23 protein-coding genes and 1 pseudogene are annotated in these 26,062 nt (G+C 61.8%); 6 read left to right on the top strand and 18 right to left on the bottom strand.

Annotation, left to right across the window (positions count from 1 at the left end; all coding sequences use genetic code 11):
* Window positions 1-71: 71 nt before the first annotated feature.
* Both M0954_RS09025 and M0954_RS09030 read left to right on the top strand, forming a co-directional pair.
* Window positions 72-1,118: a trypsin-like peptidase domain-containing protein gene (locus tag M0954_RS09025; protein ID WP_123388317.1), complete on the top strand. Its 1,047-nt coding sequence runs from the start codon at window positions 72-74 to the stop codon at window positions 1,116-1,118.
* Window positions 1,119-1,249: 131 nt separating this feature from the next.
* Window positions 1,250-1,519 (top strand): hypothetical protein, encoded by a 270-nt coding sequence (locus M0954_RS09030; protein ID WP_122158021.1) that lies wholly within the window; start codon window positions 1,250-1,252, stop codon window positions 1,517-1,519.
* A gap of 90 nt (window positions 1,520-1,609) precedes the next feature.
* Here the strand turns inward: M0954_RS09030 and ggt are convergent, their stop codons facing one another.
* From ggt to M0954_RS09060, 6 genes are all read right to left on the bottom strand, one after another.
* Complete coding sequence (gene ggt, locus M0954_RS09035; protein WP_122158020.1) at window positions 1,610-3,334, bottom strand: gamma-glutamyltransferase; 1,725 nt, start codon at window positions 3,332-3,334, stop codon at window positions 1,610-1,612.
* A 181-nt stretch (window positions 3,335-3,515) separates the two neighbouring features.
* Window positions 3,516-4,919, bottom strand: coding sequence for an MFS transporter (locus M0954_RS09040; protein ID WP_122158019.1), 1,404 nt, complete (start codon window positions 4,917-4,919; stop codon window positions 3,516-3,518).
* Window positions 4,920-5,144: 225 nt separating this feature from the next.
* Window positions 5,145-5,909, bottom strand: coding sequence for a phosphocholine cytidylyltransferase family protein (locus M0954_RS09045; protein ID WP_122158018.1), 765 nt, complete (start codon window positions 5,907-5,909; stop codon window positions 5,145-5,147).
* 13 nt (window positions 5,910-5,922) lie between these two features.
* Complete coding sequence (locus M0954_RS09050) at window positions 5,923-6,939, bottom strand: flippase-like domain-containing protein (RefSeq protein ID WP_122158017.1); 1,017 nt, start codon at window positions 6,937-6,939, stop codon at window positions 5,923-5,925.
* Window positions 6,936-7,757, bottom strand: coding sequence for a 2OG-Fe(II) oxygenase (locus M0954_RS09055; RefSeq protein ID WP_297352743.1), 822 nt, complete (start codon window positions 7,755-7,757; stop codon window positions 6,936-6,938). The genes M0954_RS09050 and M0954_RS09055 overlap by 4 nt, the downstream gene beginning before the upstream one ends.
* Window positions 7,754-8,437, bottom strand: coding sequence for a CDP-alcohol phosphatidyltransferase family protein (locus tag M0954_RS09060; RefSeq protein ID WP_297352745.1), 684 nt, complete (start codon window positions 8,435-8,437; stop codon window positions 7,754-7,756). The genes M0954_RS09055 and M0954_RS09060 overlap by 4 nt, the downstream gene beginning before the upstream one ends.
* 227 nt (window positions 8,438-8,664) lie before the next feature.
* On the opposite strand from M0954_RS09060, the gene M0954_RS09065 reads away from it, so the two are divergent.
* On the top strand, window positions 8,665-9,105 hold the full coding sequence (locus M0954_RS09065) for a hypothetical protein (RefSeq protein WP_122158014.1): 441 nt from the start codon (window positions 8,665-8,667) through the stop codon (window positions 9,103-9,105).
* A 50-nt stretch (window positions 9,106-9,155) separates the two neighbouring features.
* Here M0954_RS09065 and M0954_RS09070 read toward each other — a convergent pair whose 3' ends face one another.
* Window positions 9,156-9,692, bottom strand: a complete 537-nt coding sequence (locus M0954_RS09070; protein ID WP_122158013.1) for a hypothetical protein — start codon at window positions 9,690-9,692, stop codon at window positions 9,156-9,158.
* Between the two features lie 630 nt (window positions 9,693-10,322).
* Between M0954_RS09070 and M0954_RS09075 the strand changes: the two genes are divergently transcribed.
* The 3 genes from M0954_RS09075 to M0954_RS09085 all read left to right on the top strand — a co-directional run bounded on the left by M0954_RS09075 (window position 10,323) and on the right by M0954_RS09085 (window position 12,803).
* Entirely contained in the window at window positions 10,323-11,480 is a 1,158-nt protein-coding gene (locus tag M0954_RS09075; protein WP_123387042.1) for a porin, read from the top strand.
* Between the two features lie 272 nt (window positions 11,481-11,752).
* On the top strand, window positions 11,753-12,097 hold the full coding sequence (locus tag M0954_RS09080) for a sugar ABC transporter ATPase (protein WP_122159467.1): 345 nt from the start codon (window positions 11,753-11,755) through the stop codon (window positions 12,095-12,097).
* 187 nt (window positions 12,098-12,284) lie between these two features.
* Window positions 12,285-12,803: a metal-dependent hydrolase gene (locus M0954_RS09085; protein WP_297352747.1), complete on the top strand. Its 519-nt coding sequence runs from the start codon at window positions 12,285-12,287 to the stop codon at window positions 12,801-12,803.
* Window positions 12,804-12,839: 36 nt separating this feature from the next.
* Here the strand turns inward: M0954_RS09085 and M0954_RS09090 are convergent, their stop codons facing one another.
* From M0954_RS09090 to M0954_RS09140, 11 genes and pseudogenes are all read right to left on the bottom strand, one after another.
* The gene (locus M0954_RS09090) at window positions 12,840-14,045 is read right to left on the bottom strand and encodes a PLP-dependent aminotransferase family protein (protein WP_297352749.1); all 1,206 of its coding nucleotides are present in this window, start codon (window positions 14,043-14,045) and stop codon (window positions 12,840-12,842) included.
* A gap of 275 nt (window positions 14,046-14,320) precedes the next feature.
* The gene (locus tag M0954_RS09095; protein WP_297352751.1) at window positions 14,321-15,493 is read right to left on the bottom strand and encodes an FAD-binding oxidoreductase; all 1,173 of its coding nucleotides are present in this window, start codon (window positions 15,491-15,493) and stop codon (window positions 14,321-14,323) included.
* A 58-nt stretch (window positions 15,494-15,551) separates the two neighbouring features.
* Window positions 15,552-17,051 (bottom strand): aldehyde dehydrogenase family protein, encoded by a 1,500-nt coding sequence (locus M0954_RS09100; RefSeq protein WP_123387039.1) that lies wholly within the window; start codon window positions 17,049-17,051, stop codon window positions 15,552-15,554.
* 332 nt (window positions 17,052-17,383) lie between these two features.
* Window positions 17,384-18,271: a LysR family transcriptional regulator gene (locus tag M0954_RS09105; RefSeq protein ID WP_122158007.1), complete on the bottom strand. Its 888-nt coding sequence runs from the start codon at window positions 18,269-18,271 to the stop codon at window positions 17,384-17,386.
* A 192-nt stretch (window positions 18,272-18,463) separates the two neighbouring features.
* Entirely contained in the window at window positions 18,464-19,231 is a 768-nt protein-coding gene (locus M0954_RS09110) for an alpha/beta fold hydrolase (RefSeq protein WP_297352753.1), read from the bottom strand.
* Window positions 19,232-19,398: 167 nt separating this feature from the next.
* Window positions 19,399-20,805 (bottom strand): MFS transporter, encoded by a 1,407-nt coding sequence (locus tag M0954_RS09115; RefSeq protein WP_297352755.1) that lies wholly within the window; start codon window positions 20,803-20,805, stop codon window positions 19,399-19,401.
* A 319-nt stretch (window positions 20,806-21,124) separates the two neighbouring features.
* Window positions 21,125-21,931: a CoA ester lyase gene (locus tag M0954_RS09120; RefSeq protein WP_297352757.1), complete on the bottom strand. Its 807-nt coding sequence runs from the start codon at window positions 21,929-21,931 to the stop codon at window positions 21,125-21,127.
* Complete coding sequence (locus M0954_RS09125) at window positions 21,928-23,304, bottom strand: MmgE/PrpD family protein (protein WP_297352760.1); 1,377 nt, start codon at window positions 23,302-23,304, stop codon at window positions 21,928-21,930. The genes M0954_RS09120 and M0954_RS09125 overlap by 4 nt, the downstream gene beginning before the upstream one ends.
* Before the next feature lie 10 nt (window positions 23,305-23,314).
* Window positions 23,315-24,493: a CaiB/BaiF CoA-transferase family protein gene (locus tag M0954_RS09130; protein WP_297352759.1), complete on the bottom strand. Its 1,179-nt coding sequence runs from the start codon at window positions 24,491-24,493 to the stop codon at window positions 23,315-23,317.
* Between the two features lie 27 nt (window positions 24,494-24,520).
* Window positions 24,521-25,684, bottom strand: coding sequence for an acyl-CoA dehydrogenase family protein (locus tag M0954_RS09135; RefSeq protein WP_123387032.1), 1,164 nt, complete (start codon window positions 25,682-25,684; stop codon window positions 24,521-24,523).
* A gap of 91 nt (window positions 25,685-25,775) precedes the next feature.
* Window positions 25,776-26,062 (bottom strand): annotated as a pseudogene (locus M0954_RS09140) (acyl-CoA dehydrogenase); the annotation flags it as partial.

A 26,062-nucleotide genomic window follows, 5' to 3' on the forward strand; every position in this document is an offset into this window, starting at 1 on the left:
CCCCTTTCCCGTGTCTTGAAAACAGGCAGACAGCTCCGCACTTAGGCTCCCGCCTTGTCCGGAGCTTCATCATGGGAAGCCGTCCCCGTTTTATCGACGACCTGTCGCGCGCGGCGTCTGAGCCCGCTGCGCCTGGCGGGTCCGCCGCGCCGTCCATGCTGTCCGACGACGCCCTGCTCGACGCTTACTCGCGCACCGTGATCGGCGCGCTGGAGCGTGTCCAGCAGGCAGTCGTCTTCATTTCCGTCGAACACCGAACCCCCGCCCATCCCAGCGGCCGCGGCGCGCGCGGCGGCACCGGTTCGGGCTTTCTGTTCACACCGGACGGCTACCTGCTGACCAATAGCCATGTCGTGCATGGCGCCGCGCAGATCCGCGTGACGCTCGCGGACGGCAGCCAGTTCGACGCCGATCTGGTCGGCGACGACCCCGGCAGCGACCTCGCCGTGCTGCGGATCGGTTCGGCCGAACCGTTGCCGCACGTCGAGCTTGGCGAATCCGGGCGGCTGCGGGTCGGTCAGATTGCGATCGCGGTGGGCAACCCGCTCGGCCTCCAGCAGACCGTCACAACCGGCGTGGTGTCGGCCCTTGGCCGCTCGCTACGCTCGAACTCAGGCCGCATGATCTACGACGTAATCCAGACCGACGCGGCCTTGAATCCTGGCAATTCGGGCGGCCCGCTGATCAACTCGGCGGGCCAGGTGATCGGCGTGAACACGGCTATCATCCCCGGTGCGCAGGCCATCTGCTTTGCCACCGCAATCGACACCGCCAAGTGGGTCATCATGCAGATCTTCGCGCATGGCCGTGTGCGCCGTGCGTATATCGGCGTAGCGGGCACCACGACGCCGCTGTCGCGGCGTGTGCAGCGCTACTTTGGACTCAGTTCGGAGACTGGGGTGCGGGTGATGGAAATCGTCAAGGCGAGCCCAGCCGCGCTTGGCGGACTGCGCACCGACGACACGATCGTCGCGATCGACGCGCTGCACGTCGATGGGGTTGATAGCCTTCAACGTGTGCTGGATGCGTCGCGCATCGACCGCCCGGTCAATGTGACGGTGTTGCGCGGCGCGCAACAGCTCGAACTGACGCTGACTCCGGTGGAACAGGCGAGTTGAGATTGATGCGAAGAGAAACGCACCAGTGTCACGGCGATTTTCTATACTGAGGAAACCGACCCTCGACCGCAATCAAACTGCATGGGACCGGCGTAGGTGCTTTAGCGCCAACGCCGACACAGGAGAGCGATGTGACAAGCAACTATCAGGTGCGAGTCACGCGGAACACCGCCGACTACGACGACTCCGGCGTGCCGCGTGTGACGAAAACCCCAGCGCGCGTTGAAATTGCCGCATCGCGACGCGAGTTGGTGTTTGCCGATCGCGACGCCCTGCAGCAATTTATCGACGCCTGTGTCAAAGCCCGCGAAGAGGCGTTCGGCGTTACGTCGAACGCAGCCCTTTCCGAGGACGACAAGGCGGCATGGGCACGATTCTTCGGGCGGTTTACAGAATTGTAAGCACTCGCGCATCGGCTGCGCGAGACTTGTCTCGCTGCATGGCGGGGGCGCTGCGCTGAATGTGCCCACACCCGCCGCCATTTCAAACGTTCACTGAATCACGCGCGTCACGCCACGGCCACGCGGATCGGCAGCGGGCTCGGGCGTATCACCGTTGACCTTGATCGCCTGAATGTCGCCGCTGAAATCCTGGCCTTTCAACACGTAACCCTTCGCCTCGATCTGCTGCGCGAGGTCGCCGGTGATCGGCATGTACGGCTCCCAGAAGATCGTATTCGGCGGCAACAACTGGTGATGAAAGCGCATCGCGGCGACAGCATCGGGCAACGGCATGTTGAAGTCGTAGACGTTGTTGATCACCTGGAAGATCGACGTGAAGATGCGCGAACCACCCGGTGTGCCGATCACCAGCGACACCTTGCCGTCCTTCGTCAGGATAGTCGGAGTCATCGAAGAAAGCGGACGCTTCTTCGGTGCGATCGCATTCGCATCGCTGCCCACCACGCCGAACATGTTCGCCACGCCCGGCTTGGCCGAAAAGTCGTCCATCTCATCGTTGAGCACAATACCCGTGCCGTCCACCACGACACCCGAACCGAAGTAGCCGTTGATCGTGTAGGTGTTCGAGACGGCATTGCCCCACTTGTCGATCACCGAGAAGTGCGTGGTTTCAGCCTTCTCCGGCATCGACGTGCCCAACCCCGGCTGTACGCTCTTCGTATCCGATGGCGTGGTCGGGTTGACCTCGGCAGCACGCTTGGCAAGGTATGCATCGTCAATCAACTGATCGACCGGCACCTTGTAGAAGTCAGGGTCACCCAGGTACTGAGCGCGGTCGGCGAACACGCGTTTTTCGATTTCCGCGATCAGGTGCACGTACTGCGCCGAGTTGAGCGGCACGTCCTTGAAGTCGGGTGCGATATCCGCCTTCATCTTTAACAATTGCACGAGACCCACACCGCCTGAGCTCGGCGGCGGTGCCGTAATCACGTGATAGCCATTCCAGTCCGCCTGGACCGGCTCACGCCAGATGGCCTTATATTCGTGCAGGTCTTCTTTCGTGATCAAACCATGGCCGCGCATGGATGTGGCGATCAGGTTGGCAGTCTTGCCGTCGTAGAAGTCTTTGGCACCCTCGTTGGCGATACGCGTCAACACAGCGGCGAGGTCCGCCTGCTTGAAGTTGACGCCCTGCTTGAGATTGCCAAAGTAGGTATCGAAGTTGGTCTTGCCTGCGAAGTCTTTAGCGGAAGCGTCACGGCGTTGCTGCAACTGCTCGCTCACTTCGAAGCCGTCGGTAGCGTATTTGATGGCGGGGGCCAGTACCTGCTTCCACTTCAGCTTGCCGAAACGGCGCTGCGCTTCCCACATGCCTTCGACCGTGCCCGGCACACCCACGGCGCGATAACCGAAGAGGCTCATGCCCTTGACGACCTCACCCTTGTCGTCGAGATACATATTGCGTGTGGCCGCAAGCGGCGCCTTCTCGCGATAGTCGAGGAAGTAGGGTTTGCCGTTGACATACAGCGTCATGAAGCCGCCACCGCCAATGTTGCCGGCTTCCGGATACGTCACGGCAAGCGTAAAGGCAATCGCCACGGCGGCGTCGACGGCATTGCCGCCTTCCTTGAAGATCTGCTCGGCGGCATCGGCGCTGAACTTGTCGGCCACGGCGACGGCCGAGGCATCCAGAACGGTGGCTTGCTGAGGGGCCTTGGCATACGCCGGGGCGGTCTCGAGAAAACCGCTTGATACGGTAAAGAATGCGGCTGCTGCAAATGCACTAGCGGACAACTTTACTTTGCCTACTGACATTGACTGTCCTCCTTGACCATTCCCTGACTAAACGAAACGTCTGCCTTGGGCTTATAGCACGCTCGACAACGTTTGCGAAGGCACAACCTGTAGTCCTAACTTTGCCGTGCTGCAGTGAAGCCACTTGTTCGCGTCGTTTGAGCGCACGCCTCGTATGTGCCTCATGTCCCTCATGCAACGCTTACGCACGCCCCCGGGTCCCCTTTGCGATCTCATCGCCGCTACCCTGCGGCAGACGCGCCGTCACAGGAATAGAGCCGAGCGAGAACAATCCCACCACCAGAAATGCAGGCCAGAAGTCCGACCATACGATCGCAGGATGCCCCTGCAGATGATGCGAAATCTCCAGCACCATGCCGCCGATCGTCACGCCGAGCCCAAGCGAAATCTGCTGGATCACGCTCGCCACGCTGGTGGCGCGGCCGATGTCGCGGGCAGGGATATCCGCGTAGGCAAGCGTATTCAGCGAGGTGAACTGCAGCGACGGGAAGAAGCCGCCGAACAGTACGATGCACCAGATAGCCCAATGCGGCATGCCGGGGAAAAACAGTCCGTAGACGGCAATCGCCAGGCCCGCGAGGCCCGCGTTGACCATCAGCACCTTGCGGAAGCCGAAGCGCTCGAGCACCCGCGAGGCAGCCGCCTTCATGAAGAACGAACCGAACGCCGAGGCGCAGGTAATCGAACCCGAGACGAAGGCAGTCATGCCAAGCCCTTCCTGTAACGCCAACGGCAGCAGAAAAGGCACCGCGCCGAGACCGATACGAAACAGCGAGCCGCCTAGCACGCTCGCATGGAAGCTAGGAATGCGCAGCAGGCGCAGATCGAGCACCGGCAGTTCAACGCGGCTCGCATACAGCCAGTACAGGAGCAGCAACGCGGCGCCTGCCACGCACATGCCGAGCGACAGGCTGTTCGACACCAGTTCGCCGCCCACCAACGACGCGCCCAGCATAAACAGCGAAGCACCGGCCGCCGACAACACAAAGCCAAACCAGTCGAGCCGTCCCGGATGCGCCTCGCGGGCATTGGCGATGTGCTTGTTGGTGAGCCAGATGCCGAGCACGCCGATCGGAATGTTGATAAAGAAGATCAGGCGCCAATGCAGATAGGTAGTGATGAACCCGCCGAGCGGCGGCCCAAGCACGGGCCCGAGCAACGCAGGCACCGTCAGGTAGTTCATGGCCCGGATGAACTCCGACTTCGGCAACGAGCGGAAAATGATGATGCGTCCGACCGGCACCATCAACGCACCGCCGAGACCTTGCACGAAGCGCGCAAACACAAACGTGCCGAGGGAGCTTGATGCAGCGCACATCAGCGAGCCGGTCATGAAGATGCCGATTGCCGTGCGAAACACCGTGCGCGAACCGAAGCGGTCGGCCACCCAACCGCAGATGGGAATGAAGACGCCGAGGCCGATCACATAACTCGTGATGGCAAGCTTAAGTGTAATGGGACTTTGGCCGAGGTCGCGCGCGAGAACCGGGAGCGAGGTCACGATGACTGTGCCGTCCACGTTTTCCATGAACATCGCACATGCGACGATCAACGGAACGATGAATGCACCCAGGGCGAGAGGCATTGGCAAGACGACGGCTGACGAAACCGTCGGCGTAAAGGCGCAATTATCGCATTGCCCTGACAACAGATGTTGTTAAGGAAGGTGATTTACACAGCACGGCATGCTGTTGTGAACCTGCGTGGGATTTGTGCGAGATGGTTGAGGATGCAACGAAGCGTGCAGAAAACAAGTGTGCCGGCATCGGCCGGCACACTCACAATCGCATAGAAACGCGGCAAGCGAAGCTTAACGCGGCGCTGTGACCAGCGGCTGCAATTGCGGCAGGATCTCGGTGCGGGCACGCACGACATCGTTCGGGAAGTCGATCTCGATCCACGGTGCGCCGGTCACGTCGGCAGTATCGAACACCTGGCCGCCCTCGAGCAGCAGGTCGCGTACCGCTTCTTCGTGCGGCAGGTTCGAGCGACCGCTATCGATGTAGCCCGCCACGATCTGCGCAAAGCGCTGCGCGGTTTGCTCGCGGAAACGGAAGAACCCGACCGACTCGCCAATCGTGTCGTACTCGAGGTTAACCGCGAGCTGCTTGCGCAGCTCCACTGGCACGCCGTCTTTCAGACACAGCTTGACGGGCTCGTCGCCCGCTTCGAAATCGCGGTCGATCAGCAGCCGGTTGGCCGTCTCGCCCGCCACCAGGGCGTTCAGGATGCGCTCGTCATACAGCACGTCGGCGTCCATCAGCAAGACGTCGCCGCCGCGCGTCAACGCGTCCGCCACGGTGTGCACCGTCAGCACGCTGCCGAGGTCGAAACGCGGGTTGATCACCGTCTCGACCGGGTGCGGCCAGTTGATGCGCTTCAACTCTGCCGCGACCAGTTCCGGCTGGAACCCCAGCGCCAGCACGACGTCGGTCACGCCAGCGGTTTCGAGCATCTGCAGATGCCGCTCGAGCAGGCTCACGCCGTCGAACTGCAGCAGACACTTCGGGAACTGTTCACCAGGCGGAAGCTGGAGACGCAGGCCAAGGCCCGCAGCGAGAATAATGGCACGCATGCGCGGTCCCTTTCTAAAAGTAAGATTTGTCGACAGCCGGCACCCGCGTCGCGCGCCGACGCTGCCAGTTTCTTTCACTGAAATGCAAGTACAACAGGCCCGGCAAGCCCAACAGGAGCTCGCGGGCGCGCTTGGCAAGCGACAACGCCAGCGCCGCCTCCGGCGGCAAGCCAACGAGCGGCGCGAGCAGCAGATAACCGCCCTCCTGCACGCCAAGCGAACCGGGAATCGCAAACGCGGCGCCGCGAATCGCCTGACCCAGGCTTTCGAGCAGCAACGCGTCGATCCAGCCCACCGGATGGCCGAGGAAGCGCAGCGCGAGCCACACTTCCACGGTGCCGACGATCCAGCCTACCAGGCTCAGCGCAAAACTCGCCAGCACACGGGCGCGGTCGCGATAGAGCGCCTGCACGGCACCGTCGACAGCGTCCGCGCGCATGGTCAGTGACGACCAGTCGCGCTTGCCGAACACCTTCGACACCACCCGCAAAAGCCGCCCGAACAGGCCGCGCCGCTGGGCGAAGAAGAACAGTGCAATCATTCCTGCGAGTATAGCGGTGGCAATAAAAGTCGCGGTTCGCAGGTCGTGCAGCGCACCTTGCGCCGCATAGGCGCCGAACAGCAGCAGGCCGAGCACGGCAAAGACGATTTGCGCGAGCGCCTGCATCGTGGTACTGACCGTGATCGCAGCGGCTGCATCGCGCATGCGCATGCCGCGTTGCGACAGTTGCCGCACGATTACCACGGGGCCACCGATCTGCCCTGCCGGCAAAAGGCTGTTGACCGACTCGCCGGTCCAACGCGCGAGCAGCGCATCGAGCGCGCTCACGCCATCGCGGCGACGGTCGAACAACACGGCAATCGCTGCTGAATCGAGCACCAGCGGCACGAAATGGAATGCGGCCACCAGCGCGAGGCCCCAACCGGCCACCATCAGCGTCGAGGTAACGGAACCGAGGCCCTGCCAGGCGAGCAGCGCGACGAACAGCGCCACGCCGATCGTCAGCAGGATCATGGCCGCGCGAGTCATGCGCCGGCCCCTTTGCCTTTGATCATCTGACGGAACACCTGGCGGAAGCCGAAGTAGGCGATCGCGTCTTTCATGTTCGAGATGAAACGGCGCCACGGGCGCATGTTCGGATCGGTGACATATTCGAACGTCAGCGAGACGCGAAATTCGTTAGCGGCCGCCGGCGTGATGCGGTGGCGCAGCTTGTCGCCGTCGAAAAACACCAGGCCGCCCGGCGGAATCTGTACGGAGCCGGGCACGTCCGGCACGTCGGGATTGCGCGTATGCAGTTCGTAATCGAGACGGCACGACGATTCGTCGATCACGCCAAGCAGCAGCGTATAGCGGCGGCCGTCGTAGTACGAGGTGTCGTAGTGCCATCCAATATGGTCGCCCGGCCGCATGTAGTAGTACAGCGCATAGGCGTGCGGGTCGTCGGCCGGCGAGACCATCAGCTTGTCGCCGCTCAACTGCTCCAGCCAGCCGATCAGCTCTTTCGAGCGATACAGCTCGGCAATGAACGGCGCGAGACGGTCGATCGTGTGACGGCTGACGCTGCCGCCCTGCTTGTGTCCCGGGAGGTAGTTGCGGTTCACCTCGTCGAGCAGCGCGCGGGCGCTATGCACCAGTTGCGCCGTCACCTCGGGCGCCAGGAAGTCTTCCATGTAGAGGAAGGCGCCCTGGTCGGCGAAGCTCTTGTGCAGACCTGCCGTGTCGAACTGGCGTGTACGGCCGGCCACTACGCGATCCGCCTCGGGAGCCGCCGCGGGTGCTGGCGCGCCGGATACCTGCTGGAACGAGGCCTGGCTGACCACGTGTTCTTCGACCTGCGTACTCATTGGCTAACCTGCATCTGACTGGTCTCGGCCACTGGGCGTGCAGTGCGACGCAGCGCGCGGCGATAGTCGACGATCACCCAGATGGCAAAGAGCGGCGCGCCGATCGAAGCAGCCACGACGAACGGCGTGATGATGCCGGTCAGCGTGACGAGCGGCAGCAGATACAGCACGTCTTCGGTCTCGAAACCGGCCACCGTTGCCTGTTTGGTACCCGACTTGCCTTCCATGTCTTCAATCCGCATACGCAGGAAGAAAATCACGGCGACCGCCACTCCGGCGAGGCCTCCAAGGAGGCCGCCCGGCAAGACCCGACCGGCTTCGTGCACCGGGCCAATGCCGAGGCCCAAGCCGACGAACAACAGGACCGTCACCAGCGCGTCGCAAGCCAGGTCGTAAAAATGACCGATCCGGCTCGACTTGCCTCTGATGCGCGCGAGCTCGCCGTCCGTGTGGTCGACGAAATTCGACAACACGATCAGCAGTGCGCCCGCGTTGGTCCAGGCAAAACCGCCACGGGCCAAGCCCAGCGCGCCTGCCACGCCGATCAGGAGGCGCAGGGTAGTGAGGTGATTAGGCGTGACAAACGTGTTCACAAGCGGCGTCACGAGCCGGCGGGCGAGCCTCGCGTCCCACGTTGTTGGGACCGGAACGTTTTTTAAGGGTATTGGTCGCGAATTCATAACCCGGAAATATATACGGTTACAGGAAATCTTGCTCTTCTCCGCAACAAAAATCCCTCTAACCGTTGCCAGGGGCGGACCTCAGCACAAATCCCCGAACGTTGGTAGAGTGCGAATCCAGTTGCGCCTGTAACGCTGTGTAATCCAGAAGCGCAACCCCGCGCGGAGGCCTTTCCAGTCTTGCCACGCGGCGAATTCGCCATTTCGATCACGCTACCCCGAAGGCTATGAAGCACGTTTTTTCGACCGCCCTGCTCGTCTTGTCCGCGACAGCCCTGCCGCTTGCCGGCCACGCCGCCACGGCGCTCGACGCGTCGCTTGCCTGCAACGAATCTGGCCACCAGTTCATTGCGGACCTCGCCCAGCAGCAATTGATCGACGCAACACCGACGCGCGTCGAAAGCAATTCGATCAATGCATTCAAGCCGGCCAAAGGGGCCGATCTGACCGCCTTCGGCTTTCACGTGTTCGCGGTGGTCGGCTTCGAAAAGGACGATCCGATGTTCCGTACCGGCGACGGCGAGCCGCTTGCCAATTCGGCCTACGGCGCCGTGGTTTGGGGCAGCGATTCGAGCGTGCAGGACGCGATGACACAGGCCGGCAGCACGGCGGCGATCGTGCATCACGTCGCCCCACACGTCACGGCAATTTTCTGCAAGCGGAATTGAGACGGGCGGTAGCGCCGCGCCTGGACGTTTAATTCGGCTTTAGCGCCGATTCAGTTCGGCCGACGGAAGCCGTCTTCCACCCACGCCGTAGCGTTTGCTTTGCCTAGCTTGAAGTTCGGCGCCACCTTCACCTGCGCGAGCTGCTCGCCCAAGGCGTCGAACGCGGTCAGCAGCGCGTAGGGATCATCTTCGCTCGGCACGATGTCGAGCGTGACCGCCAGCTCCCCATCGCCGGACGGCGAATCTACCGTGACCCGCTTGTGCAGCATGGCGTGCAACTGCTGCTCATGGCGGCGCAGTACCTCCGACGCCGTCTTCACCAATGTATTGAAAGCACCCGTGTCGAGCGGCTTCGGGTTCTTCTTGTCACGCCCCATCGTCCATGGTCCGACCAACGCAGGTTCCGCCTCCCCGTCCTTGATCATTTCCACCGCCCAGCCGTCGTCGTCCTGGTTCTTGATGACGCGCGCCGTCCAGCCGTCATCGCGCCACAAACGCGCGTCGTGCTGGGTCTCGGGCACTTCGGGGAGGTCTTCCGTCGCGGAATAGGCAGCGGTGTCGGGCGAAGGAAGGGGCTTTTCGGTCATTGCAGGGTCGCTCAGGTTCGGAACAGGTTCATCAGCACAAGGCTCAGGGTTCGATTCTACCTGTCCGCGCGGCCGCCAAGGACGGCCTACTCCTTTCGGTCGAGGCGCCCGATTCTTTCCATTTATAGAAAAATGTTTTTCAAAATTACCCGGAACTTATAATCGAATTCGATATGGAATAAAAAAACGCGGCCCGAAGGCCGCGTATAAACAGATGAAAAAGACACCCTCGGTCAAAGGGTGCGCTTAATTGTAAATCGAGTAACCCAGCGTAATCACAGCGTCAGATGGAATAATCTATTTCCTGAAACTCAAGAATCAAAATGCTGTCGCTCAACCAATAGTCCGTAAGGCTCTCAGCCACCAGGAACGGGCGTCGCGCATGTACAACATCAAAACAGTTGACAGCATCGTGACACCCAATAAATCAAACAGAAATTCACTTTATTTACTTGCACTTACGTCTGATCAAACGCGCCATTCCTGATTCGGAAAAGCATTGTTGCGTCATCCAACGTTAATCAATGGATTAGACGTAATACACTTCGCTGCGAATCACTAGGCGGCCGGCGGCATCGGCATTAAGTCCTATATCGCGATTCTCTACGGACTGTCTCGGAGTTAAAAAGCATGAAAAAAACCCTTATCATCGCGGGCATCATGGGCGCGTTCGCCATCAACGCCCACGCACAAAGCAGCGTCACACTGTACGGCACGCTGGACGCCGGCCTGGTCTACACGAACAACCAGGGTGGCCACAACAACTGGCAACAAGGTAGCGGCACGGTGTCGGATACGTACTTCGGCCTGCGTGGCAGCGAAGACCTCGGCGGCGGCCTGCATGCCATCTTCACGTTGGAAGACGGCTTCAACATTAACAACGGCCAGTTCAACGAAAGCAACACGTTGTTCAACCGTCAAGCTTTCGTTGGCCTGCAAAGCGACCAGTACGGTACGCTGACCCTCGGCCGTCAATATGACTCCGTGGTCGACTACCTCGGCCCGCTGTCGGAAGCAGGTTCGGGCTACGGCAACAACCTCGCCGCTCACCCGTTCGACAACGACAATCTCGACAACTCGTTCTCGATCAAGAACGCAGTCAAGTACCAGAGCGCGAACTACGCCGGTTTCCACTTCGGCGGCTTGTACGGCTTCAGCAACGACGCGGGTGGTTTCGCGAACAACCGCGCATATAGCGCCGGCGCTTCGTACACCAATGGTCCGTTGAACGTGGCTGCTGCCTACCTGCAACTGAACAACTCGCTGGGCAGCACGAACTCGGGCGGCGCAGTGTCGGCAGGCGCGGGCAGCGACGCCAACCTGACGGCAGTAACGCAGCGCACGTATGGCGTGGGCGCGAACTATTCGTTTGGTCCGGCTACGGTTGGCCTGCTGTGGACTCATACGCAGGACGACAACCTGATCGCTGGCGACCAGAACGGCGTGGGTTTCACGGTGCCGACGGGTACGAACCTGCACCTCGACAACTATGAAGTCAACGGCAAGTACGCTCTGACCCCGGCCCTGAGCCTGAACGCAGCGTACACGTTCACGAACGGCCATGCGACGGGCGGCACGAGCGATGGCGATCCGAAGTGGCAAACCGTTTCGCTGCAAGCTGACTACTCGCTTAGCAAGCGCACCGACTTCTACCTGGAAGGCGTGTACCAGCATGCGTCGGGCACGCTGGGCGATGGCAGCGCGAACGTGGCTATGATCAACACGCTGTCGCCGTCGTCGAACGGCAACCAGGTGGCAGCGACTGTCGGTCTGCGTCACCGCTTCTAACGAAGCCGCAGGCCGGGTCGAACGATCCGGTCTGCTGAGACTGTTGAAAACGCGCGCGTGATTGTGTCACGCGCGCGTTTTTTTATGGACGCGCGAAATGCACAAGTGTCGAACCGTCATGCATACGCAGGTATACTCGATGCAGCCGCCTTCCACGTTGCTTGCCTCGTCAGGCGCTCGCCGCGGTTGACCGGCGGCTTCGTCGCGGAGCACCACGTTCTCCGCCCATGGCCCAGTTCCCGCGCCCGGCCGGGAGCGCCGACGATCCAATCATGAAAAAACTTCTTCTTTTGCTCGTCCCCACTGCTCTCACACTTGCAGCCTGCGGCTCGTCCGGCCCTACGCGCGATGCCTCGCAACCGCTCGTGTTCGTGACGTCGCAGCGCACCACCTCCGACATTACACAGTGCCTGGAGAGCCGTCTTTCGCGCGTACGGGCGTCGTCCGTGGGCGGTGCGACCGAACTGGCCGTTGGATCGGATTCGAACACTTCTTACTTCGTGACGCTCACTCCTGTCAGCGCTGGGTCCGTGATCAAGGTGATGCGACCGGCCAACTCGCCGGACGATCCGCCGGAACCGGAAATGCGCTTCGATATCGCGCGCTGCGCGACTTAAGTGGCGGGCGTTGCGTCTGCGTCTGCGTTTTGCGCTTTGCGGCGATCGCCGCTTGACGAATGTGAGTGAGTCTCTCGCGCCGCGCCTGCACTGCACGCGCGGCGCTGTCTTTTTGTGCTGGCATCTGCGAATATAGCGGCCCTTCGTATTCGTACTCAGGTGGCGCTCGTAGCGCCGCGCACTTCCGATGGCATCGAACAAAGCACATCACGCCACCGGCTTCGCGGCCGGTGTTATCGCCGCAGCCATTGTTGCGCGCAGTGGCGCGGGCGGTCCATTTCATCTGTGGGTGTTGTTGAGTTTTATCGCCGCCGTAGCCGGCGGTACGGCTCCCGACTGGATGGAGGTGGCATGGTGGTCTCGCAAGCGGCGCTTGTGGATCACTCACCGCACCGTCACGCATTGGGGCATTGGGTGGGTCGTACTGCTGGTGTTGTCGTATCGTTGGCTTGGGCAGTTGCATCCGTTTGCTGCAATCGCGTTTGGCTTCGCTTGCGGCGGCTTGATGCATTTACTCGCGGATTGGCCCAACCCGCTTGGCGTGCCATGGATTGCAGGGCGTCACTCGCTTAACTGGTGGAATAGCGGGCACTGCGATCTGCTGGTGGTCGGGGCTTCCTGGATCGCTGCGTGGTTTGTGGCGGGACATGTGTCGCTGCATGGCGTGCATGGGTTTGCGTTGTTGCAGCATTTTCGGGTGGGGTAGGGGTTATCGATGGCACAGCACGCGCCACCGCAATCTTCACGCCCCGCCAAACGCGTCAAGCGTCCGCTTCAGCCGCAGCACACCTTCTTCGATATCGCTCACGCCAGGCGCCGCAAACGACAATCGCAATGACGCGACGTCAACATTGTCCTTATAGAACGCGACGCCAGGCACAAACATCACGTTCTGTTCGATACACGCCTTCAGATAAACGGACGCGTCGAATCCGTCGCTAAGCCGTCCCCAAACGAACATCCCGCCCGCAGGACGATGAAACGCAATCTCATCTTTCAGATGCGTCTGGAGCCCATCACACAGCGTCGTGCATTTCAACGCGTAGGCCGCGATGATCTGCGGCAGATGCACTTCAAGCGCACCGCTCGCAAGATATTCCGCTGCAATCACCTGAGTCAACGACGAGGTGCACAGATCCACGGTCTGCTTGGCGACCGTACAACGCCGCAGAATCTCCGCATGTGCCACAGTCCAGCCCACGCGCAAACCCGGCGCCACGATCTTCGACAAACTCGAAAAGTGCACGAGCCAATCGCGCGAGCCGGGCACCTGGGCGCTCAACGCGAGCAGCGATGGCACCGCCTCACCCGCAAACCGCAGATCACCGTATGGATCATCTTCAACAACGAGAAACCGATAACGCGCCGCCAGCTTCAGCAATGCAATCCGGCGGTCATGGGAAAGCGTCGCACCGGTCGGATTCGCAAACGTAGGCACCGTGTAAAGCAGCTTCGGGGGACGCTCGAGCGTGCCCGCTTCAAGTAGCGTGGCCAACGCATTCACGTCGAGGCCATCCTGATCGACCGGGATCGTGATCACCTCGGCTTGTTGCAACTTGAGCGCCTGCAGCGTCGCCGGATAAGCCGGCTGTTCGACCAGTACGACATCGCCAGCGCCCACCATCACGCGTAGCAGCAAATCGAAGCCTTGCTGCGAGCCCGTCGTCACCAGCAATTCCTGTGGCGTACACGGCGTGCCGCGCAGCGTCATCAGTCTGGCGAGCTCCTCTTTGAGGACCGGCAAGCCGTCGGTTGGACCGTATTGCAGACAGAGGGCGCTCTGCTGCGATGCGCGCGCCGCCGCTGCGTCAAGACCTGCACGATCGAACAATTCGCTCGCCGGATAACCGCCTGCGAACGAGATCATGCCCGGCTGTCCGAGGTACTTGAACAGCTCACGAATCGGTGAGCCAGTCGGTGCTTCGAACGGTGGGGTGAACGAGTACATGGTGTCGTAGTGGTAGACCGCAGGCTCGTGGCAGACGGTTAAGTGAGCGGGCGAAAAGTCTAGCCTTAAGGGCTTGGGGCGCGCCGCGATCCAGCGCCAGCACCGATTGTGGTCAGCAACCCCGCGCGCGGCAAACGATATCTAATCACTACGTTTTGAGTTTTCGGAATCACTCAGCGCACAATGAAAAAACCCGGCGCGAGGCCGGGTTCAACTGGTGCAATGCCAAAAGGCGCCTGCAACGTGACGACCAACGCAACCGCGCATGTCCGCACCTAGACAACGTTCTTTTCGACGATCGGCCGGTTCTCCAGCACGCGCTCAAAATTAAGCGACGACAGATCGAGCGTCGTATAACGCCCGTTCAGAATCAGTTCACTGACCCCGCGCCCCGTGGCCGGCCCTTGCTGCAGGCCATGACCGCTAAACCCGTTGGCAAAGATACAGTTATCGACCTCCGGGTGATGGCCGATAATCGCGTTCTGATCCAGCACGTTGTATTCGTAGTAGCCCGACCAGCAGTTCTGTACGCGCAACGCTTCAAATTGCGGCACGCGATGCGCCAGCGTCGGCCAGATCACCTCATCGAACAGCGCATGGTCGACCTCGTCGAGCGGCAGATCGTCCGGATCGTTATCCGCACTCGGCGACGTCCCGCAGATAAACGACTTGCCTTCGGGGCGGAAATAGACGCCAGTTGGATCGATCAGCAACGGGCAATGTCCCAGTTGCGCGGGCGAACTGACGTTGAAAATACTGCGGCGGCGCGCGAACACCGGAATGTCGATGCCTATCATCTGCGCGACCTTGCGCGACCACGCTCCCGCTGCGTTCACCACCACGTCGCAGGGGAACGTTTCGCCGCCCGCCGTCATCACTTGCGTGACACGCTTGCCATCGCGGTCCAACGCTGTCACAGCATCGGCCACGTAGCGCGCGCCGAGCGCCTGCGCCTTCTTGCGCAAAGCCTGCACCAGGCCATAACCGTCGAACCAGCCCTCGCCGCTTTCGCCATACGCGCCCGCCACCAGACCCTCGGTATTGAGCCATGGGAAACGCGCCTGCAATGCCGCTTTCTCGAGCAGACTGATGTCGGCGCCAAGGCTTTTTTGCAGCGCGTGATTCTCGCGCAAGGTCGGCTCGCCAGCCGGTGTGGCGAGGAACAGATAGCCGCCTTCATGCAGATCGATCGAAGGTTTCGCGCCGTCGATCTCCAGACGCTCGCCGATCGAACGCAAAAACTCGATGCCGAACAGCGACATCTGGATCGACAACGGTGTCGAGAATTGCTGACGGATCGACGCCGCGGACAACGCCGACGACGAGCGCGCATAGGTCGGATCGCGCTCGATCACGGTGACGCTCACGGTCGGGTCCGAAACCCGCAAAAAATACGCGATCGAGCTGCCGATCACGCCACCGCCGACGATTACGACTTTCGAACTCACGACAAGGCTCCACCGAAAGCATGCGCTGACCGCGTGAACCACGCGGTCAGCCGGAAAATCAGTCGATATTGAAGTCGATACCCTGCGCGAGCGGCAGCGCCGACGAATAGTTGACCGTGTTGGTCGCGCGGCGCATATACGCCTTCCACGCATCCGAACCCGATTCGCGGCCGCCGCCGGTTTCCTTCTCACCGCCGAACGCACCGCCAATTTCCGCACCGCTCGGTCCGATGTTCACATTGGCAATCCCGCAATCGCTGCCGGCCGCCGAGAGGAAACGTTCTGCTTCACGCAGATCGTTCGTGAACACGCACGAAGACAGGCCATGTACCGCGGCGTTGTTCGCGTCGACCGCATCTGCGAAGTCCGTATAGCGCAGCACGTAGAGAATCGGCGCGAAAGTTTCCTTCAACACAACCGCTGTTTGCGACGGCATTTCGACGAGCGCCGGGCGCACGTAATAGCCGCTTTCATAGCCCTTCACCTCGACGCGTTCGCCGCCGAACACCTTGCCGCCTTCCGCGACAGCCTGCTGCAACGCTTCCTGCATACGGTTAAACGACTGCTTGTCGATCAGCGGGCCCATCAGCGTGCCCTTCTCCAGCGGGTTGCCGATCGGCACCTTGCTGTAGAGCTGCTTCAGACGTTCGATGGTCTGTTCATACATGCTGTCGTGCACGAACAGGCGGCGCAGCGAGGTGCAGCGCTGGCCCGCGGTGCCGACCGCGGAGAACAGGATGCCGCGCATTGCGAGTTCATGATCGGCGCTTTGCGCAACGATGCCGGCGTTGTTGCCACCCAGTTCGAGCAGCGAACGGCCAAAGCGCTTCGCCACTTCGACGCCCACCGTACGGCCCATTTCAGTACTGCCGGTAGCGCTGACGATCGACGCACGCGGATCGGCAACGAGTTTCGCGCCCACGTCGCGGCCGCCGTTGATCAGCGCGGTGAGGCCTTCCGGCGCATCGCCGAATTCCTTCAGCGCTTCGGAGAGGATCTGGTTGACGGCCAGCGCGGTGAGCGGGGTCTTTTCGGACGGCTTCCAGATCACGGCGTTGCCGCATACCAGCGCCAGCGCGGCATTCCACGACCACACGGCGGCCGGAAAATTGAACGCGGAGATCACGACGCAGGTGCCCATGGGGTGCCACGATTCGGCCATCCGGTGGCCCGGACGCTCCGAAGCGATGGTCAGGCCGTATAGCTGACGCGACAGGCCGACTGCGAAGTCGCAAATGTCGATCATTTCCTGCACTTCGCCAAGACCTTCCTGGAGGATCTTGCCGGTTTCGAGCGTAATGATGCTGCCCAGCGCCTGCTTTTTCTCGCGCAGACGATTGCCAAGCAGGCGCACCAGTTCGCCTCGGCGCGGTGCCGGCACATTGCGCCAGACGTTGAAAGCGTGCTTCGCATTGGCGAGCGCCGCATCGACGTCGGCGACGGTATGGCTGGCCACGCGGCCAATGAGTTCGCCGGAGATCGGCGAATGAACCGCAATATCGCCGGCTTGCGCCGCCTGGGCGATGCCGAGATCGGCGAGGATGGTCGAAGCGTTCATAACAGGAATCCCTTAAATTTCCAATGCGAAACAAGAGTAAGTTCGGAAACTATACACGCGGGGGTTTATGGCGGCAAGCGCAATTGCGGCAGGGTCTGGGGCGGAGGCCACGGGTGCACCCATTCGGTCTGCCTGGAGCCTTGCAGCATACAGGATAGGCGGATTTTCCACGATCCGCTCGCGGCGGCGCAAAGGCCTTCGATCAAGGCAATCTCGTTTCCTATAGGAAAAATTCTCGATCCGGAAACGTGCGTGAGCCGCGGCGGCCTCGCGCGTAGCGAAACACCTTCAGACACCACTTCGAGACTCCGGGCGCATTCGAATGGATGCCTTCAGGTGCCGGCCATCAACCGGTCGACGAGTGCCCGCGCAAACGGCGGCAAATCCTTGACGCTGCGCACGCAGATTTTAAGCTTGCGCTCCGCCCAGGCGTCGTTCAGGCGCACGAGGGCAATCTGCATGGTCTTTCCATGACGTAACGCGACAGACTCCGGCACGATGCCGATGCCTACACCAGCCTCGATCATTCGACAAGCCGCCTCGAAGTTACCGACCTGAATGCGCAGCTTGAGCCGCACACCCAGCGTATCGGCCGCGCTCGTCACAAACGCGTGAATCGCGCTCGCAGTGGGCAGGCCGACGAAGTTGTCCTCGAGCGTCTGCGCGAAATCGACCGAATGCTCTTGTGCGAGTGCATGGTCTTTCGAGGTGACGAGGATCAACCGGTCGTCCCGATACGGCAGCATCTCCAGATGCTCGGCGTGCATGTTGCCTGCAACGATGCCGATATCCGTCGCGCTATCCGCGACGCCTTTGACGATCTCGCCGCTCAGCACTTCGCGCAAGTCGATGTTGACATCGGGATGGTCGCGCAGGAAATGGCTCAGGACATTGGGCAAGAATTCGCTGATCGCCGTGGTGTTGGCCCAGATCCGCACATGACCCTTGATGCCTTCGCCGTACTCCTGCATATCGCCGGCCAGATGCTCGACGCGCTCGAGCACGAGCCTGGCGTGGTGGACGAACGCCTCGCCGGCCGGTGTCGGCGTCACCCCCTGACTGGTTCGATAGAGCAGTTTGAAGCCGAGTTGCTCCTCCAGATTCTTGATCCGGTTGCTCGCCGCCGGCGCCGAAAGGTGGGAACGCTCCGCCGCACGGGCAAGATTTTTCGTGTCGGCAACGTTGATGATGAGCCGCAGGTCTACAAAGTCGAAATGCATGACGAAAGCCGATGGAGTGAGCGCCGGTGCGCCAACGACCGCCTACGGGCGGACGGCAGCAACGCAAAGACCCATCTTAACCGGGCGCGAAACGGCGTTTCAATTAGCCGGATGGCTAGCCTCGGTACGGCCGTGCGGCCATCGTCCCCCGACGGCACGCCGGCAGACAGCGTCAACTCCGCCTCACTTCCCTCAAACAAACGCCAACAGCTTCTCCGCCAGCGCTTGCGGCGCGCTGACCATTGCGTCGTGTCCCGTGGCAATCTCATCCCAAGCCCAGTCCCTCTGCGCTCTCACAAAGTCACGGCTGCTTTGCAAAGGGGCGTACACGGGATCGACGCACTGAATGTAGACCTTCGCAAGCGCGCCGCCCACCGGGCCCGTCAGAGCGATTGGATCATCGAACGTCTTCAACGGATGCGGTGTGCAATGCCGCTCGAGCAATGCGACCTGATCGGGCTCGAACACGCCGAATGCGCTTGCGGGCGGTACCGGGATGGTCAAACCGTTACTGGTTTCCAGCGCCAGTTGCCTACGCGCCGCGACGTTCTCCGGCGGGAGCCGTGAAAACGCCGTCTGCCCATTAGACAGGACGACCGCATCGAGAAACACCAGTTGGCGAATACGCTGCGGCACGCGATCAGCGGCACCGGCGATTGATATGCCGCCAAAGCTGTGCCCGACCAGAATCACATCGGAGAGGTCGTGCTGCTCAAGCACATCGACGACGTCCTGAATGAAGACCTGCAGATCGATTTGCGGCGACAGCAGATTGCTACGCTCGCCAAGCCCGCTTAGCGTCGGCGTGAACACACGATGCCCGTGCGAGCGCAGGATCTGCGCAACCGCGTCCCAACACCAGCCGCCGTGCCAGGCGCCGTGAACCAGCACATAGGTGCGCGGGTTCGCGTGCGCCGGCGTAGCCGATGGCGTATTGGTAGGGGCGTCGAACTGGGTCAAGGGCGTCTCCTTCGGAAGCTGCGGGTGCGTGCCTCGCGTTGTGCGATGTGTCACGCGGGAGAAGCCGTCAAATCCCGAGGGCTCCGCGCCAGCCGCACTCACATTAAATCACGCGCGCTCCTCTCACGCATTGAAGGCTCTTGCGCAAGGCAAGCCCTAACCAAACCTCACACCCTCGCAGACTGCCGCGTCACCCCTCCCGTCGCCACCTCCGCGCCGCCTGCGCCATACATCTCCGTATCCGGTGAAATCTCTTCGAGCGTCTGCTGGCTGGTCTCGATGCGCAGAGCGAGAATTGCCACGCTCATCAGCAGCAACACACCGCCAACCATGGCGAGCACACCCGTCACGCCGAAGTGCGTATACAGCAGTAGCGCGACATAAGGCGTCGTCATCGAAGCAGCCCGTCCGCAGGTCCCGGCGATGCCAGTACCGCGCAAGCGATGCGCCGTCGGAAACAGCTCCGGGATATACCCAAACAGCCCCAGCGTGCAGACCGTGTAAATCGCGGTGACGAGCGCGAACCCGACGAGTGAGATCGCCGCGGGCGCGCGCATCTGCACATAGATGAGGGCCAGCACGATCGTCACGATGGAAAACAGCACGAGGCCGTTACGTCGCCCCATACGATCAGTCACAAAGTAGCCGACCACGGCGCCAAACGGCGCCCCGAACGACATCAGCAGCACAAAGCCGAGCGACTGTACGATCGTCAACCCTTCCTTGACGAAGAACGTCGGTAGCCAGGCCACGAAGCCATACAGCGACATATTGATCGCCATACACGTGAGCGCGGCCACCAGCGTGCGCCCGATCATCCCGCGCGCAAACAGCGCAGACAGCGGCGCCGCAGGTACTTCGTGGCTCACCACGCGCGCCACCGGCGGCAGTTTGCCGACGCGCGCCTCGACCTCACGCTCGATCGCCGAGACCGTCGTTTCGGCTTCATCGAGGCGGCCCACCGTTTCGAGCCAACGCGGCGATTCCGGCATGCGGTGGCGCAGGAACCAGACGACCAGCGCGCCGACACCGGCAATCGCAAACATGTAGCGCCAGCCCAGATGCGGAATCACCCAGTAGCCGACCGCCGTCGCGCCGAGCAATCCCGAGTTGATGATCAGCGCCAGCAGCGAAGTCCAGCGCCCTCGCGTGGCCGGCGGGACGAATTCGCACAGCGTGCCGGCCGCTACCACCAGTTCCGCGCCGAGCCCGACGCCCATCAGGAAGCGCAGCAGAATCAGCCAATAGATGTTCGGCGCGAAACACGCGGCCAGCGACGCGAGACCGAAGATCGCCAGATTCGCCTGATAGGAATAGCGCCGGCCAAAACGGTCGCCGAGATAACCCGACAGGCCCGCGCCGATCATCATGCCCATGAAAGTCGCGGAGATGAAAAACGAGCCGAGCCGTAAATCGGTGAAGCCCGTCTTGACCATCGCGGCGAGCGAGCCGTTGGCGAGATAGATGTCGAACGCGTCGAGAAACGCGCCCGCGCCGATCAGGCCGAGGATCTTCCAGTGAAAACGACTGATAGGCAGGCGGTCGAGCCGCGCGCCGGAATTAACGGTAGCCAAGCTTTGTCTCCTGTGTCGACCGGGGTTGGCGCTTTCGCTGTCGACCAGAGGTGACGCTTTAGCGCTCACTCTGGTCCTATGCAAAGCACTTACTCCCAGTCTCATGCTCTTGCGGCGAGGTCCGCACGTTCTACGAAGCTTGCGCGGCTGTCTTGGGCGGAACGACAGCTCTAATACGAGCCCCTGGGTGTCACGGCTTCGGTCAGCCTTCTCCAGAGCAGGCTAAGATTGCAATACCCGGCCTAAAGTGGGAATTCGCATTGTTGGAAGCCAGTGTTTCGCTGAGGTTAATGGGGCGCAACGGCTCGGCTCTTTCGCCTCAACCCTGACCGAGAATCCGCCGTGCCTTCAGGATCACAGGCAGATCGACCATCTTGCCGTCGACGGCCACCGCAGCCCCCTTGCTCGCCTCCACGGCCTGCAACACCCGCGCGGCCCACGCCTGATCTGCGTCGCTCCACGCATAAGCACGGTGCACCGCATCGATCTGCTTCGGATGGATGCACAGCTTGCCGCCGAAGCCGAAACGGCGTCCACGCCGCGCATCGGCTTCGATGACGGCTGCATCGTCGATCGTGGTCGACACGCCGTCCACCGGCGCGCCGATTCCGGCCGACCGCGAAGCGAGCACGATCTGCGAGCGGAACAGATGCAATTCCTCCCCATCGCCGTCGATACCCAGATCGATCTGGAAATCGAGCGTCCCGAACACGATGCGGCTCACGCGAGACGCTGCGCACAAGACCGCCAGGTTGGCAAAGCCGCGGGCCGTTTCTACGATCAGTAGCACGCTGAGCGCCGCGTGCGCGTGGGCCAACACCGCACTCACCTGCTCTGGCGTCTCCGCCTTCGGCAACACCACTCCGGCGATACCCGGATGCCCTGCGAGCGCGGCGATGTCGTCAGCAAACCAGCGCGTGTCCGAGCCGTTGATACGCACCCATGCCGGCCGCGCGGCATTTGCGGCAGCGAGAACGGCTGCGCGCGCGGCAGGTTTTTCATCGGGCTGCACCGCATCTTCAAGGTCGAGGATCACAGCGTCCGCGCCCGCTGCATGCGCCTTCTCAAACCGCTCGGGACGGTTGCCCGGCACGAACAGATATGAACGCGGCAGCATGGTGCTCATGCAGTCACCTCTTCCGCAAACACCGCTCCGACGCGGGCTTGCGATGCAATCTGCCAGGCCTGCTCGAGCAACTGCGACGCCTCTTCCTCCGAGGCTGCGGAGGAAAACGCCGCCAACCGCTGCAGCTTGGTCGTCAGCTCAGCACGCGTCAGCGTATTGCCGGGGTCTCCTTTAGGCTCATCCACACGGCCGTGGAGCGTGCGGCCATCGCGCGTCTCGACGGTAACCTTGCCTATCCAGCGCGCCGGATAGGCGCTATCCACTTCGGCGTCGAAGGCCATCTCGACCTTGTCGCGGAAGGCGGCGATCGCGGCATCGTCGAAGCCTTGTTCGAACTCGGTCACGCCCGCATAGCCGTGATACGCGACGAGACCCAGCACAGTGCCCATGTTGAACTTGGCCTGATGCACGGTGCGCGGATTGACGACCGGGCCCAGCACATCGATTGCGCCTTGATGCACGTGAGTCGTGACCTTCACGATCTCCTGCGGCGCCAGGGCGTGTTGCTGAACCACCGCGAGCAGCGCGTCCGCCGCAGGATGCGTGTGGCGGCAAGCCGCGTGATACTTGAACGACGTTTCGGCAGTAGCCCAGCGGCTGCCAAGCCGGTCGACCAGACGCGCGGGATCCGCGTCGCTCGACATACCCGCCGCCATCCCCTGCGCCCCTTCGAGGATGTGCGTCGCGCCTTTGAAGCCGTCGCCGGCGAGTTGTGCGGCCATCAGGCCATTAGCCGCGGCCATCGCCGTATGTAGCTGTTTCGAATCCGCCCCGTCGCGCAGGAATTCCCACAGACCGCTCGCCTGGGTGCCTGCCGAGCCGAAAGCGTCCAGCATTTGCGCGGGCGTGAGACCGAGAAGCCGACCTGCGGTAGCGGCGGCGGCCACCGTGCCAGCCGTGCCGGTCGTATGGAACACCTTGTAGTGCGAGCGGCCGAGAAACTCGCCAATGCGAATTCCAACCTCATAACCCGCCACCACCGCCGCAATGAATTCACGCCCCGATACGTGGTTTGCTTGCGCCAGCGCAAGCGCCACCGGGAACACGACGGTGGCCGGATGAAATACCGAACCGTTGTGCACGTCGTCCTGCTCGGCGAAGTGCGAAGCGGCGCCGTTCACCATTGCCGCAAAATACGGTGTCGTGCGACTACGATCGATCAGGACTTCGCAAGGACCCTCTGCGAGAGCGCCGCCCGCCTGGCGTGCAAAGCGCGCGATGCTCTCGACAGGCCGTGCGCCTTTACCGGCAAGCGCCGAGCCTAACCAGTCCACGTAAAGATTGACGGTGCGTTCGACCACCGCGTGGGGGATGGACTCGAAGTCCAGTTGTGCGGCAAATGTCGCCAGCGTACGGCTCGGGTGATCGGTCATCATAGAAGCCTCAAATGGTGCCGGTCACGCGCAGCGCATCGATCTGCGCGCTGTCGTAACCGAGTTCGCGCAGGATCGCGTCGGTGTGTTCGCCTAACGCCGGCACCGGGTCCATGCGCGGGTCAAAGTCGGTGGGCAAGCCTGGCGGCAACAAGGCAGGGATCATGCCGGCCGGCGTGCCGACCTCTTGCCAACGCTCGCGCGCGGCTAGTTGCGGATGCACCCATACGTCGTTGAGCGTATTCATCTGCGCGTTGGCAATGGCCGCCGCTTCCAGTCGCTCGATCACTTGTGCCGCCGTCAACGGCGCGAATGCCTCGACGATCACCGCGCGCAGCGCCTCGCGTGCCAACGTGCGCTTCGAATTCGAAGCGAAGCGCAGATCGGTGGCAAGCTCGGGTTGCACAAGCACCTGCTCGCAAAACAGCTTCCATTCGCGCTCGTTCTGCAGGCCAAGCATCACGATCTTGCCGTCGCCCGCGGGGAACGGGCCATAGGGATAGATGGTCGCGTGCGCAGCGCCAGACAGTTGCGGGGGCGTCTGGCCATCGATAGCGTAGTAGAGCGGATAACCCATCCATTCGACCATACTCTCCAGCATCGACACATCGATGCGGCAGCCGCGCCCCGTGCGCGCACGCAGCAGCAACGAGCTGAGGATATTCGAATACGCGTACATGCCGGCCGCGATATCGGCGATCGAGCAACCGGCCTTGGCGGGCTCGCCGGGCGAGCCGGTAATCGACAGGAAGCCCGATTCGCTCTGGATCAGCAAGTCATAAGCCTTTTTGTCGCGATACGGACCGTCTGATCCGTATCCGGAAATATCGCACACGATCAGCTTCGGATATTTCTCGCTCAGGGTCTCGTAGCCGAGCCCCAGCCGGTCCGCTGCGCCTGGGGCTAGGTTTTGCACGAGCACATCCGCGTCGGCGACCAATGCGTCGAGAATCTTCGCGGCTTCCGGCTGCTTCAAGTCGAGTGCAAGGCTCTCCTTCGACCGGTTAGTCCAGACGAAGTGCGAAGACAGACCGTGCACCCGCTCATCGTAGCCGCGCGCAAAATCGCCTACACCCGGCCGCTCCACCTTGATCACGCGAGCGCCGAGATCGGCAAGCTGCCGCGTACAAAACGGCGCAGCGATGGCGTGCTCAAGTGTGACAACCTTGATACCGTCGAGGGGTCTCATCTACACCTCACCTTCACAATCAGAACATCAGAACGAACGCGGCAAGCCGAGAATATGCTCGGCGACGTACGAGAGAATCAGGTTCGTCGAGATCGGCGCCACCTGATACAGGCGCGTTTCACGAAACTTGCGCTCTACGTCGTATTCGCATGCAAAGCCATAACCGCCGTGGAATTGCAGACAGGCGTTGGCGGCTTCCCACGAGGCATCCGCGGCCAGCAGTTTCGCCATGTTCGCCTGGGCACCGCACGGTTCATGCGCGTCGAAGCGACGCGCAGCTTCGAAACGCATCAGGCTGGCGGCCTCGACATTGACGTACGAGCGCGCGATCGGAAACTGCACCCCCTGGTTCTGCCCGATCGGGCGACCGAAGACGATGCGGTCTTTCACATAGGCAGAGACCTTGTCGACGAACCAGTAACCGTCGCCGATACACTCGGCGGCGATCAGCGTGCGTTCGGCGTTCAACCCATCGAGGATGTATCTGAAGCCCTGGCCTTCTTCGCCGATCAGATTTTCCGCGGGGATTTCGAGGTTATCGAAGAACAGTTCGTTGGTTTCGTGATTGACCATGTTCAGGATCGGTTGCACGGTGAGACCGTGCCCGATCGCCTCGCGCAGATCGACGATAAAGATCGACATGCCTTCGGATTTCTTCTTCACGTCGGCAAGCGGTGTGGTGCGGGCGAGCAGGATCATCAGATCCGAATGCTGCACACGCGAAATCCAAACCTTCTGGCCATTGATCACGTAGCGATCGCCGCGACGCTCGGCGGTCGTCTTGATCTTGGTGGTGTCGGTGCCGGTGGTGGGTTCGGTCACGCCCATCGATTGCAGACGCAAATCGCCGCTCGCAATCTTCGGCAGATACCTGAGTTTCTGTTCCGCCGAGCCATGCCGCAGCAGCGTGCCCATGTTGTACATCTGCCCGTGACACGCACCCGAGTTGCCGCCGGCCCGGTTGATTTCCTCCATGATGACCGACGCTTCGGTCAGACCCAGTCCCGAACCGCCGTACTCCTGCGGAATCAGCGCGGCAAGCCAGCCCGCTTTGGTCAGGGCATCGACGAAGGCTTCGGGATAGCCGCGCGCCTCGTCGATCTTGCGAAAGTACTCGCCGGAAAACTGCTGGCACAGATCGCGCACGGCTTCGCGAATGTCCTGGAAAGAATCGGATTGCGTCGTTTGCATGGGAATGGCAGTGGGTGTTCGAGGGTAGACGTTGGTGTTCAGCGGTGCGGCCATCCGGCAGAGCGGCGACCTGGCAAACCGTCAGCCGGCCTCAGGCTATCGCCGCCGTGGCTCGCATCGTCAGGAAACCCTCGTGGTCTTTCGCCCACAGATCGATGGTCTTGCCGTCGTCAGAAGGCTTACCGCAGACTGTTAACGGGTGATTCGCAAAGGTCGGGCGTAGCGCCTTGAAAGAAAAGCTTTCCAACTTGGCGTCGGGCAACTCGCGGCGCACGAGGTCAACCAGCAGCGTCGCGATCAACGGGCCATGCACGACCAGGTCCGGATAGCCCTCAACCCCGGTCACGTACGGATAGTCGTAATGAATGCGGTGGCTGT

It is taken from the genome of Paraburkholderia sp. (assembly GCF_026225065.1).
Lineage (GTDB): Bacteria > Pseudomonadota > Gammaproteobacteria > Burkholderiales > Burkholderiaceae > Paraburkholderia.